Below are 12,711 nucleotides of genomic sequence, written 5' to 3'. Positions count from 1 at the left end.
GCATTCGCAGCGTTCCGGCACAGACCGGGTCCATATCGAGATGATTTCTATCATGTCCTCCGCTGCATCTTTCCGCACAGAAAACGACCTGCTTGGCTCCCTCGAAGTACCGGCTCAAGCGTACTACGGCATCCAGACCCTGCGAGCGGTGAACAACTTCCGTCTCTCCGGCGTTCCGATCTCGCATTACCCGAAGCTGGTGGTCGGTCTGGCCATGGTCAAACAGGCCGCCGCTGACGCCAACCGTGAGCTGGGCCATCTGAGCGAAGCCAAGCACGCTGCCATCAGCGAAGCCTGTGCCCGACTGATCCGCGGCGATTTCCACGAAGAGTTCGTGGTCGACATGATTCAAGGTGGCGCCGGTACGTCCACCAACATGAACGCCAACGAAGTGATCGCCAACATCGCGCTGGAAGCGATGGGTCACCAGAAAGGCGAATACCAGTACCTGCACCCGAACGACGACGTGAACATGGCGCAGTCGACCAACGACGCCTACCCGACCGCGATCCGCCTGGGTCTGCTGCTGGGTCACGACGCGCTGCTGGCCAGCCTCGACAGCCTGATCCAGGCGTTCGCGGCCAAGGGTGAAGAATTCAACCACGTCCTGAAGATGGGCCGCACCCAGCTGCAGGACGCCGTGCCGATGACCCTGGGCCAAGAGTTCCGCGCCTTCGCCACCACCATGGGCGAAGACCTGGCCCGCCTGAAGACGCTGGCCCCGGAAGTGCTGACCGAAGTGAACCTGGGCGGCACCGCCATCGGCACCGGCATCAACGCCGACCCGCGCTACCAGGCCCTGGCCGTGCAGCGCCTGGCACTGATCAGCGGCCAGCCGCTGGTGCCGGCCGCCGACCTGATCGAAGCCACCTCCGACATGGGCGCCTTCGTGCTGTTCTCCGGCATGCTCAAGCGCACCGCGGTCAAGCTGTCGAAGATCTGCAACGACCTGCGCCTGCTGTCCAGCGGCCCGCGCACCGGCATCAACGAGATCAACCTGCCGGCGCGTCAGCCAGGCAGCTCGATCATGCCAGGCAAGGTCAACCCGGTGATCCCGGAAGCCGTGAACCAGGTGGCCTTCCAGGTCATCGGCAACGACCTGGCGCTGACCATGGCGGCCGAAGGCGGCCAACTGCAGCTGAACGTGATGGAGCCACTGATCGCCTTCAAGATCCTCGACTCGATCCGCCTGCTGCAACGCGCCATGGACATGCTGCGCGAGCACTGCATCGTCGGCATCACCGCCAACGAAGCCCGCTGCCGCGAACTGGTCGAGCACTCGATCGGCCTGGTCACCGCGCTGAACCCGTACATCGGCTACAAGAACGCCACCCGCATCGCCCGCGTCGCCCTCGAGACCGGCCGCGGCGTGCTGGAACTGGTGCGCGAAGAAGGCCTGCTCGACGACGCCATGCTCGCCGACATCCTGCGCCCGGAAAACATGATCGCCCCACGTCTGGTTCCGCTCAAAGCCTGAACCGACGCGAAATTCGCTGTACCGCTCACCAGGTCGAGGGACTAGACACCTCTCACCTTTTGAGGGCTTGGGGATCGCTCCCCAAGCCCTTTTTTTTAACTTTCCGATCCTGAGACCCGTATGTCTGGGGATTGCTCGCACAAAAAAGAGCAACCTCCACACAAGCCCGGCGCCGGTAACGCCGGGTGTTTCAAAGCCTACGTTCCGTCGCTTGCACCACAACCGTGCAGACGGGCGCCGCACTGATAGGTATAGTGCCGCCCCTCTTCGCGTGAGCGGTCGTCGGTAACGAGGCCCAAACCCATGCGAAACCCGAACTAATAACAAACCCGCGATATGGAACCGGGACGAAACCTTCGCCTCGCCTGTTGTGCCGCACGCACACCGGTGTAACGCGATGTTTCAGACCGTCCAGCATTTGCTTACACAAAAAACAGCGAGGAAAAATCCATGCTAGAAGTCATCAACGACTTCCTCTCAGGCAAAGTACTGATCTTGCTCATTGTCGGGCTCGGCAGCTACTTCACGATTCGCTCGCGTTTCGTTCAACTGCGCCACTTCACCCACATGTTCGCAGTGTTCCGCGACAGCCTCAAAGGCAACGCCGGGCAACTCAGCTCGTTCCAGGCCCTGATGCTCAGCCTCGCCGGCCGCGTCGGTGCGGGCAACATCGCCGGTGTCGGCATCGCCGTGACCCTGGGCGGCCCGGGCGCGGTGTTCTGGATGTGGGTGACCGCACTGGTCGGAATGTCCAGCAGCTTCTTCGAATGCACCCTGGCCCAGGTCTACAAGCGCGCCGACGGCGACGGCCTGTACCGCGGCGGCCCGGCCTACTACATCCAGCACGGCCTGAAGCTCAAAGGCATGGCGGTGGTGTTCTCCATCCTGCTGCTGGTCACCTACGGCTTCGCCTTCATCGGCCTGCAGTCCTACACCGTGACCCACTCGCTGCAGAACGCCTTCGACTTCGACCCGCGCCACACCGGCATCGTCCTGGCGGTGCTGCTGGCCATCACCTTCATCGGCGGCATCAAGCGCATCGCCGCGGTGTCCGACCTGCTGGTGCCGGTCAAGACCCTGGCCTACATCGCCGTGACCCTGTACGTGATCGGCACCCAGATCGAACACGTTCCGGCCATGCTTGAGACCATCTTCAAGAGCGCCTTCGGCCTCGACCCGGCCTTCGGCGGCCTGCTCGGCAGCGCCATTGTCATGGGCGTGAAGCGTGGCGTGTTCGCCAACGAAGCGGGCCTGGGCAGCGCGCCGAACGTCGCCGCCGTGGCTGCCGTGAAACACCCGGGCGCCCAGGGCGTGGTCCAGGCCTTCAGCGTGTTCCTCGACACCTTCGTGATCTGCACCTGCACCGCACTGCTGATCCTGCTGTCGGGCTTCTACACCCCAGGCTTCGAAGGCGACGGCATCGTCCTGACCCAGAACTCGCTGGCCGCCGTGGTCGGCGACTGGGGCCGCCTGTTCGTCAGCGTCGCGCTGTCGCTGTTCGTGTTCACCTGCATCCTCTACAACTACTACCTGGGCGAGAACAGCCTGCAGTTCCTCAGCCGCAACCGCGTGGTGCTGATGGTGTTCCGCGGCCTGGTGCTGGCGCTGGTGGTCTGGGGTTCGATGCAGGACCTGTCGACCGTGTTCGCCTTCGCCGACATCACCATGACCTGCCTGGCCTTCGTCAACCTGATGGCCCTGGCCATGCTGTTCAAGGTCGGCCTGCGGGTGATGCGCGACTACGACGAGCAGCGCCGCGCCGGCGTCGATCAGCCGGTGTTCGACTCGCGCAAGTTCGCCGACCTGGACCTGGACCTGAAGGCCTGGCCCGCCGAAACTTCGCCGGCCACCCAGGCCGAGCCGCAAGGCGTGCCCGCAGCGCAACGCTGACGGGTGAACGGCGGGCGCATCCTCTGCGCCCGTCGGTTACAGTGCGTTAAATGTCGGAGCGGGCTTGCCCGCTCCCACAGCACCTCACCGTTTCGGAGAATCCCATGAACCCTTCGACCTACCCTGCCGCCCAGCACGTCATGGTGCTGTACACCGGCGGCACCATCGGCATGCAGGCCAGCGCCAACGGCCTGGCCCCGGCCTCCGGTTTCGAGGCGCGGATGCGCGACTACCTGCACGGCCAGCCTGAACTGGTGGTGCCGCAGTGGCGCTTCCGTGAGATGGCGCCGCTGATCGACAGCGCCAACATGACCCCGGCCTACTGGCAGCAACTGCGCGAAGCGGTGGTCGATGCCGTCGACGTGCAGGGCTGCGACAGCGTGCTGATCCTGCACGGCACCGACACCCTGGCCTACAGCGCCGCTGCCATGAGCTTCCAACTGCTGGGCCTGCATGCCCGCGTGTGCTTCACCGGCTCGATGCTGCCGGCCGGCGTCACCGACAGCGACGCATGGGAGAACCTCAGCGGTGCGCTGACCGCCCTCGGCCAGGGCCTGGCGCCGGGCGTGCACCTGTACTTCCACGGCGAGCTGCTGGCGCCCACCCGCTGCGCGAAGGTGCGCAGCTTCGGGCGCCACCCGTTCAAGCGGCTGGAGCGCCAGGGCGGCGGCACGCACGCCGCTTCGCTGCCTGCCCAACTGACCTACGGCGCCCCCAAGCAACTGGCGAACGTCGCGGTGCTGCCGCTGTTCCCGGGCATTTCGGCACAGGTCGTCGACGGCCTGACCGCCAGCGGCATCCAGGGCCTGGTGCTGGAGTGCTACGGCAGCGGCACCGGCCCGAGCGACAACCCCGAATTCCTCGCCAGCCTCGGCCGGGCGCGGGACAAGGGCGTGGTGGTCGTCGCCGTGACGCAATGCCATGAGGGCGGGGTCGAGCTGGACATCTACGAGGCCGGCAGCCGTTTGCGCGGCGTGGGCGTCCTGTCCGGCGGCGGCATGACCCGCGAGGCGGCGTTCGGCAAGCTGAACGCGCTGCTGGGCGCGGGGCTGAGCGACGCCGACGTGCGGCGCCTGGTCGAACTGGACCTGTGCGGCGAGCTCGCCTGACCTGACGCCACAGATCCCCTGTGGGCACGGGCAGGCTCGCGCCCGCAGGGAATTTTCATCCGGCATGCAACTTGCTGCGTTCCAGCCATCCCCAGGCTGGAAGATCCCATGCTCCACTCCCACCTCACCACCCTCAACGCCGTCTCCCTGATCCTCAACACGTTCAAGGACCAAGGGCTGTCCGGCGACGCGCTGCTGGCCGGCAGCGGCATCAGCGCGGCGGACCTGAGCCGCGCCGACACGCGCATCACCACCAACCAGGAGATGCAGGTGTGCGCCAACGCCGTGGCGCTCAAGCACGACATCGGCCTGGAACTGGGCCGGCGCATGCATGTTTCCTGCTACGGGATACTCGGTTACGCCCTGCTCACCTGTGCCACCTTCGGTGACGCCCTGCGCCTGGCGATCCGTTATCCGGCGCTGCTGGGCACCCTGTTCGAACTGAGCCTGGAGGACGACGGCGAACAGGTCTGGTTCGTCGCCGCCGACTACCGCGAGAGCCCGGCGATGGCGGTGTTCAACGCCGAGTTCTGCCTGGTCTCGCTGAAAGTCATCTGCGACGACCTGCTCGGCCACCCGCTGCCGTTGCGCGCCGCCCGTTTCGAACACGCCGCCCCGGACTACCGCGACAGCTACGCCGAGCCCTTCGGCTGCCCGCTGCACTTTCGCGCCAAGGACAACGCCTTCGCGTTCGAACGGCGCTGGCTCGACCAGCCGCTGCCGCTGGCCGACACCATCACCCACCAGGCCATGGCCGAGCGCTGCCGCAAGCAGAACACCGAGTTCACCGGGCGCCAGGCCTGGCTGGGACGGATCCGCCAGTTGCTCGGCGCGCAGCTCAATTGCGCGCCGGGGCTGGAGGGGCTGGCGCAGCAGATGAACTGCTCGCCGCGCACCCTGCGCCGGCACCTCAAGGACATGGGCTGCAGCTATCAGGAACTGCTCGATGAGCTGCGCTTCGAGCGGGCCAAGCAGATGCTCTGCGAAGACCAGATGCCGATCTACCGCATCGCCGAGACCCTGGGCTTCAGCGAGACCGCAAGCTTCCGCCATGCGTTCGTGCGCTGGAGCGGCGTTGCCCCCAGCCAGTTCCGCCCCCACGGCTGAGCCCTGCCTCGGCAGCAGCGAGCCTGCTCACGATAACGGCGGATCATCCAGCGCCTCATTGCCCGATAGTCAGCCATCGCGAGCAAGCTCGCCCCCACAGGCACCGAGGCTGCTGCCGTCAGGGGAGGGGCGAATTGAGGTCAGCACTTTTGGCCGCATCGATCCCCTTTTGGCCGCTCCCGCCGTTCTCCGCACCGTTCAGTGCCGCAACACTGTGTTCAACCGAATCAGCCCTGCGGAGAACAACAAATGCTGACGATCTACTCGGACGACCACCACCTGCACCACGGCCGCTGCGAACTCATCGACGGCCAGCTCAAGCCGTGCTTCGAGATGCCGTCCCGCGCCGACCACGTGCTGCAACGGGTCAAGCACCAGAACCTGGGCCCGGTGCAGGCGCCGAAGGATTTCGGCCTCGAGCCGATCGCCCGCATCCACAGCCGCGACTACCTCGATTTCTTCAAGGGCGCCTGGGCGCGCTGGGCCGAACTCAACACTGACGGCGACCTGCTGCCCTACACCTGGCCGGCGCGCACCTTGCGCCAGGTTAAGCCGACCAGCCTGCACGGCCAGCTCGGCTACTACAGCTTCGACGGCGGCGCGCCGATCACCGCCGGCACCTGGCAGGCGGCCTACAGCGCCGCGCAAACGGCGTTGACCGCCCAGGCAGCGATCCAGCGCGGCGCCCACAGCGCCTTCGCCCTGTGCCGTCCGCCGGGACACCACGCCGCCGGCGACCTGATGGGCGGCTACTGCTACCTCAACAACGCCGCCATCGCCGCCCAGGCGTTCCTCGACCAGGGCCACAAGAAAGTCGCGATCCTCGACGTGGACTATCACCACGGCAACGGCACCCAGTCGATTTTCTACGAGCGCAGCGACGTGCTGTTCACCTCGATCCATGGCCACCCGGAGGCGGAATTCCCGTTCTTCCTCGGCTATGAAGACGAGCGCGGCGAAGGCGCCGGCGAAGGCTTCAACTTCAACTACCCGCTGCCGGCAGGCGCAGGCTGGGACGTCTGGAGCGCCGCGCTGGAGCAGGCTTGCAAAGAGATCGAGCGCTACGGCGCCGACATCGTCGTCGTGTCCCTGGGCGTCGACACCTTCAAGGACGACCCGATCTCGCAGTTCAAGCTCGACAGCCCGGACTACCTGGCCATGGGCAAGCGCATCGCCGCCCTGGGCAAGCCGACGCTGTTCGTCATGGAGGGCGGCTACGCCGTGGAGGAAATCGGCATCAATGCGGTGAACGTGCTCGAAGGTTTTGAACAATGAACAGCCTCAAGCCCCTGATCGCCTCCGCGCTGTGCGCCGCACTGCTCGGCGGCGCGGCCCACGCCGAAGAACGCACCCTGCGCGTCTACAACTGGTTCGACTACATCACCCCCAAGGCCCTGGAGGATTTCAAGGCGCAGAACACCCAGACCAAACTGGTCTACGACATCTTCGACACCAACGAGGCGCTGGAGGCCAAACTGCTGACCGGCAACTCCGGCTACGACGTGGTGGTGCCGTCCAACGTGTTCCTGGCCAAGCAGATCGAGGCCGGGGTGTTCCAGCCGCTGGACCGCAGCCGGCTGCTGAACTGGAACCACCTGGACCCCAAACTGATGAAGCTGATCGAGGCCAACGATCCGGGCAACAAATTCGCCGTGCCGTACATGTACGGCACCATCCTGATCGGCTTCAACCCGGCCAAGGTCAAGGCGGCGCTGGGCGACAACGCCCCCGTGGACAGCTGGGACCTGATCTTCAAGGAAGAGAACATCAGCAAGCTCAAACAGTGCGGCGTCGCCCTGCTCGACTCGCCGTCGGAGATCCTGCCGCTGGCCCTGCAGCACCTGGGGCTGGACCCCAACAGCAAGAACCCGCAGGACTACGCCAAGGCCGAGGCGCTGCTGCTGAAGATCCGTCCGTACGTCACCTACTTCCATTCCTCCAAGTACATGGCCGACATCGCCAACGGCGACATCTGCGTGGCGGTGGGCTACTCGGGCAGCTTCTCCCAGGCCGCCAACCGTGCCAAGGAAGCGAAGAACGGCGTGGTGGTGGACATGCGCCTGCCCAAGGAAGGCGCGCCGATCTGGTTCGACATGCTCGCCATCCCCAAGGGCGCGCAGAACCCGCAGGACGCCTACACCTTCATCGACTACCTGCTGCAGCCGCAGGTGATCGCGCCGGTCAGCGACTTCGTCGGTTACCCGAACCCCAACAAGGACGCCACGCAACAGGTCGACCCGGCGATCCGCAACAACCCGAACCTGTACCCGACCGACGCGGCCATGAACACGCTCTACACCCTGCAGCCGCTGCCCCGCGACGCCGAACGTGCGCGCACCCGGGCCTGGACCCGGATCAAGTCCGGCACCTGATCCGGCTCCGGCCACATAAGACCCGCACCCGTGCGGGTCTTTTTTTGCCTGCGGTAACCGGCTACCGCAGGCGTCGCCCGATGCGCGGATACCGTGGCAGCGAACGAGATTCCCCACAGGCCTCCCAACGGTTGCGACCCCATGAGCGAAACCCCGACAGAAACGCCCGTCCCGCTGCTGCTGAACGAAAGCCGGCTGATCGAACAGATCAGCCGGGGCCCGACCCTGCATGCCGCCACGGCGCAACAATTGCGCAACGCCCTGAAGCAGCGCTTTCCCGACCTCGACATCGACCCGGACATGGCCGTGGTGATGTCTCCGCTCTGGCGCGAGCACAACGGAGCGCTGGTCAGCGACAGTTGCCGCTTCGAATCGCTGAGCCATGCACTGGTGCGTCTGGCCCTTGATCAAGCCAGCGCCAACTACATCGAGGGCGAACACTTCCTGACCCTGACGCCGTATGCCGAGGAACCGGTTCACCTGCCCGTCGGCATGGATGCGCTGACGGTACTGCTCAATGAACAGGCACCGCAGATCTTCGCGCACTTCCAGCAAGCCCAGTTGGACCACTGGAACGAGCCCGTCGGTGCGCTGCCGCGCTGGCAAGCGTTGTCCGACATGCTCAAGGCAGCGCTCGACGTCGAGTCGGTCAACGGCTGGGACGCAGATCTGTGCGCCTTGTGCCGCCAGGTCTCCAGGTTCCCCGACAAGGCATCGCGCCCGCCGGAAGGCAGCGGACTGACGAATGTCCGTGCCCGCATGGTGGACCTGGACTATGCCTTCGATTTCGCCGAGGCCATCGACACCCGGCACCTGATGTCGCCCGGTGCGCTGGTGTTGACCGCCAACCGGGGCGGGCGCGACCTGATCGTGATGTACACGGTCTTCGACGGTTATGAAGCCTTCGATTCGCTGGAACAGTTGGGCGCCGTGCTGCCCGAACGGATCGACGTCGACCTCGGCGGATCCAGCCTGAAGTGGCGCCTCTACGAGCCGGAGGGCAACGTCTTCGATGCCATGGCCTGGGCGCTGGTGAATTGCCAGCTCGACTCCATCGACGCCCTCGACCCGGCCAGCCCCTCAGCCGCGGCCCGGCTCACACCGCGCAGAACCGAGATCCGGACGCTCAGCGCCCGCGACAACCAACGCATGGCCCAATTGGTCGACGCGATGCCGCCGTGGCTGTCGGCAGGCTCCCTCGATGACATCCAGGCCTACAGCGGATACCTGAACACCTTGGGCCTCTTGCGCGAAGGGGCCGAGGACGCCTTCGCACCCATGAACCTTGCGTCCATACAGACCTACGCCCAACAGCGGATGCGCGAGGCCATCATTGCGCAGAGACCGGGCGCAGCGGCTGCGGCACTGCACCTGGACGACGTGCGGGTCACCGTGACCCAAAGCTTCGAGACCGGCGGCTTCACCCTGCCTTCGCCGCTCGGACGCAGCATCCAGACCCTCGGCCAGTTCGCCCTGAGCAACACGCCCCCCTACATGGCGACCGTCGCCTACGCCGACGATTCGGCCACGCCGGACTGGCTGACGCCGGCGTTTCTGGTACGCATCGCAGAAAGCATCGACGTCGGGGAAACCTACCCGCAACTGATCAAGCGCACCCTCATCGACGACCCGGTGCAGGCCCGGCGGCACAGGCTGCGCTATTGCCGTCAGTTGCCGACCCTGCTGCAACTGCGGGCCCTGGAGTGCAAGCTCAAACAGGAAGGCAACGTGGATGACCGGGGCTACCGGCAAATCTGCCGGCTGGCGGCGTCCATGGCCGGCAACGCCCCGTCCGCCGACTGGCCGGTGCAGATCCGTCCCCTGGCGTTCATGCCGCAGTTGCGCCCGGGCAGCGGGACAGACACCGTCACCGGCATGTACATCATCGGCCCGGGCCAGCACCGCAGCGGTCCGTGCCTGCTGTACCGGCCCCTGATGGAGCGCTCACTGCTCCAGTTCGAGTCCGGACAGAACCTGCTGTACGCGCTCCACCAGCCCGGCGAACTGCGGGACTCGGTACTCGCCTGGCTGGCCGACGACGGGCGCAGCTTCGAATACGCCCAGTATGTGTTCCCGAACGGCATGCCCTCGCCGCGAACCATCGCCGACCTGGCCTTCGAGCCGTTCATCCATCTCGGCCTGTCCCCCTCGATCCGACTGGCCGGCGCGCCACTGACGGGGGACATCCCCGCCACGCTGTTCCGCGACCACAGCCAGGCCCTGGCCATGCTGGCCGACCGCCAATCGACCTCGAACGCCGAGCGGCGCCGGGCATTGCTGGTGGACAGCGGCTGGGCGGTTTTCGGTGTGGCCGCCAACTTCCTCAGCGGCCCGGCGGGCACCGCCGTCTGGGTCTGGCAAATCATCGTCCAGATTCAACAGGCGATCGAAGCCCGCGAGCGCGGCGATACGGAGGTGCAATGGTCGTCCACCGGCGATGTGTTGCTGACGCTGAGCATCCTGCTGACCCACCGAATGGCGTGGCGGCGCCTGCGCCTGTCGGGGCCTTCGGACAAGAATGCACTTCTCGACCCGACACTGGAGGAAGCGCCCCTCACCGATGCCCCCGTTGCGTCAATGCCTGCGAAAGTCGTCCAGGAACCCGCCCTGTCCAGCCCGCGACTGCCCGAGGCGCACCTTGGCGGGCTGGCACCGATCAACGGGATCCGCACGTCCTCCGGAACACGGTTTGAACAACTCATGGACCGGTTGCAGGTGACGGCTCCCGGACTGCCTGCGCAGGCGCGCCCCAACGCGGATCATCTGCACGAGTCGGCGGGAAGGACCTACGCCCAGGTGGGCCGCCGCTGGTTCGAAGTCCGTTACGACCGGGACGGACCGGTCAGCGTCATCGATCCGGACCATCCCGAGCGATCGGGCCTGTGCATCAGGTTCGACCACGGGGAAGGCCGGTGGGTCTGGGATCTTCGGTTGCGGTTGCGCGGGGGACAGCCGTCCGGTCGGATTCGGGCATTTCGCCAGGAGAAGGCCAAGAGAATGGCCGAGGCCTGGACAGCCCTGCAGGCTTTCCTGACACAGGAGCCTGCGTTGAAAGCCGCGCTGGAGGACATCGTGATCCGCACCGAGAGCCAGGATCCGCAAACGGCGGTGCCCGAAAGCACCCTAACCGACTACCTGGCGCGATCCGACACCTTGAGCGACGGCTACACAAAGGCCCTGGCGGACCTGGAGAACTGGCGCAAGGAAGGCGGCACCGGTGTGTTCTATCAAGCGCAACTGATACGCCTCACCGTCGAACAGCATCGCTGCATCAATGGCTGGGTCAGGCTCAAGCTTCGCGAATACATCAGGCATGTCAAACCGATGATGAGCCAGGCACCGGCGTCGGAGCCGTCGGCACGCGCGCAACAACGGGAGGCGACACTGGCCACCCTCGCCGTCAGCAATGCGATCGTCGAACGGCTCGACCGCATGGACAGCACCTTGGCCAAACTGATGAGCGGCACCGGCCAGACCCGGGAAGCCGCCGGAAAACTGGAGAAACTGCGGCCGCCACTGTCGCGCTTCGACTTCCTCGCCAATGAAGTCGGCATGTCCGTCGATCTCTGCCTGCAAGAGCGCGCGGGCAGCGCCAGCGAGGCGACCCGGCAGATGATCTTCAGCGTGTTCGATGAGGCCGGGGATGCGGGGCACGCCTTGGTCGAGCGGCGCGCAGCGTCGGAACCCGGGCCCGCCAGCGCCCAGGAAACCGAACGCGTCATTGCGCTGGTCGACCGTCTGGAGGGCTGCCAAAAGCGCATGGAAGACTTGCTGGCCAGCTCACCCGAGCAACTGGAGCCGACACGCTACCGACGGATCGCCCAGCTCATCGCCGAGTTTCGCCAACTGGCCCGCAGCCGCCTGCTCGAATTGCTGCCCGCCCCCGAAGAGATTCCGATCGCCGCCATGGTCAGGCTGGAAACAGGGCCGTCCACGTCACGCCCCGTCGGCAAGGTCAACAAGCTGCGGCCACGGGTGCTTGAGACGGAACGGCCGGGCCCTGCGGCAAAACCGGAACCGCTGGAAAACGTGCCCATCGTCAAGGTGCCGCCCCGCCGCACCGTGCAGCCCCCTTCAGCGGATGACGATCAGATCCTCGGCAAAGGCCTTGCGCTGTACAACGACAACGATCTCTTCATCAAACACACAACCGCAGATTCCCGGCGCCCCCGGCGCATTCCTGCGGACATGAAGGATCTGTTCGAGCAACAGGCAGCACGCCTTGAGCAAGCGGCCAAGGATGTCCATGCAGCCTACGGACGCAAGAAAGCCTCAGGAAACACGCAATGGATCGACAGCAGGCTGAGCAGCGACCTGAAGTCGGCCGCGCAAAAGTGCCGGCGGGAAGGCGTGAGGGTCTACAGCGACATGATCATGAGCCGCAAACCCCGGGAAACCTACCTTCAGTGGCTGCATGAACACGACCGGATCGACATCGTCAAAGACCCGCGCGGCCGCATCAAGACCCGGCAACGCAAGGACTGGTTCCAGGAATACCGCGTGCTCGACAAGACACGGCAGAACAAGCCGCTGTGGGTCGCCCACTTTCACTACGGCAACGTGACCGACGCCGACGGCGGCTTCACCGTCGCCCACCTCAAGCTCGCCGATGAGTACCTCAAGTCGCTGCCGGATACGGCCCGCCAGGAACTGAGCACGTTTGACGACGTGGACAACGCCCTGCGCCGGTTGACCACGCCGCAAGTGCTTGACCTGTTTCTCAAGGGCCGTTCAGCCGGTCCCTCCAGCCCCTGAG

Annotated in this window: 7 protein-coding genes; all 7 read left to right on the top strand. The window is 65.7% G+C overall.

From position 1 onward, the window contains the following. Window positions 1-52 precede the first annotated feature (52 nt). The 7 genes from aspA to KVG96_RS24880 all read left to right on the top strand — a co-directional run bounded on the left by aspA (window position 53) and on the right by KVG96_RS24880 (window position 12,710). Window positions 53-1,477 (top strand): aspartate ammonia-lyase, encoded by a 1,425-nt coding sequence (aspA, locus tag KVG96_RS24910; protein WP_085579118.1) that lies wholly within the window; start codon window positions 53-55, stop codon window positions 1,475-1,477. Window positions 1,478-1,927: 450 nt separating this feature from the next. After that, window positions 1,928-3,367, top strand: a complete 1,440-nt coding sequence (locus tag KVG96_RS24905; protein WP_217894423.1) for an alanine/glycine:cation symporter family protein — start codon at window positions 1,928-1,930, stop codon at window positions 3,365-3,367. Window positions 3,368-3,471: 104 nt separating this feature from the next. Beyond that, complete coding sequence (locus KVG96_RS24900) at window positions 3,472-4,476, top strand: asparaginase (protein WP_217894422.1); 1,005 nt, start codon at window positions 3,472-3,474, stop codon at window positions 4,474-4,476. Between the two features lie 108 nt (window positions 4,477-4,584). Next, on the top strand, window positions 4,585-5,583 hold the full coding sequence (locus KVG96_RS24895; protein WP_217894421.1) for an AraC family transcriptional regulator: 999 nt from the start codon (window positions 4,585-4,587) through the stop codon (window positions 5,581-5,583). 249 nt (window positions 5,584-5,832) lie between these two features. After that, window positions 5,833-6,858 (top strand): histone deacetylase family protein, encoded by a 1,026-nt coding sequence (locus tag KVG96_RS24890; RefSeq protein ID WP_217894420.1) that lies wholly within the window; start codon window positions 5,833-5,835, stop codon window positions 6,856-6,858. After that, window positions 6,855-7,955: a polyamine ABC transporter substrate-binding protein gene (locus KVG96_RS24885; protein WP_217894419.1), complete on the top strand. Its 1,101-nt coding sequence runs from the start codon at window positions 6,855-6,857 to the stop codon at window positions 7,953-7,955. The genes KVG96_RS24890 and KVG96_RS24885 overlap by 4 nt, the downstream gene beginning before the upstream one ends. A 141-nt stretch (window positions 7,956-8,096) precedes the next feature. Continuing rightward, complete coding sequence (locus KVG96_RS24880; RefSeq protein ID WP_217894418.1) at window positions 8,097-12,710, top strand: dermonecrotic toxin domain-containing protein; 4,614 nt, start codon at window positions 8,097-8,099, stop codon at window positions 12,708-12,710. Window position 12,711 lies beyond the last annotated feature (1 nt).

Source organism: Pseudomonas ekonensis (genome assembly GCF_019145435.1).
In the GTDB taxonomy this organism is placed as follows: domain Bacteria; phylum Pseudomonadota; class Gammaproteobacteria; order Pseudomonadales; family Pseudomonadaceae; genus Aquipseudomonas; species Aquipseudomonas ekonensis.
Note: the sequence above shows the minus strand (reverse complement) of the source record. Positions and strands in the feature narration are given on the sequence as shown.

Excerpts from the sequence above, each read along its gene's own strand:
- aspA (WP_085579118.1), top strand. The coding sequence starts at position 53 with ATGTCCTCCGCTGCATCTTTCCGCACAGAAAACGACCTGCTTGGCTCC.
- KVG96_RS24885 (WP_217894419.1), top strand. The coding sequence starts at position 6,855 with ATGAACAGCCTCAAGCCCCTGATCGCCTCCGCGCTGTGCGCCGCACTG.
- KVG96_RS24900 (WP_217894422.1), top strand. The coding sequence starts at position 3,472 with ATGAACCCTTCGACCTACCCTGCCGCCCAGCACGTCATGGTGCTGTAC.
- KVG96_RS24895 (WP_217894421.1), top strand. The coding sequence starts at position 4,585 with ATGCTCCACTCCCACCTCACCACCCTCAACGCCGTCTCCCTGATCCTC.
- KVG96_RS24880 (WP_217894418.1), top strand. The coding sequence starts at position 8,097 with ATGAGCGAAACCCCGACAGAAACGCCCGTCCCGCTGCTGCTGAACGAA.
- KVG96_RS24890 (WP_217894420.1), top strand. The coding sequence starts at position 5,833 with ATGCTGACGATCTACTCGGACGACCACCACCTGCACCACGGCCGCTGC.
- KVG96_RS24905 (WP_217894423.1), top strand. The coding sequence starts at position 1,928 with ATGCTAGAAGTCATCAACGACTTCCTCTCAGGCAAAGTACTGATCTTG.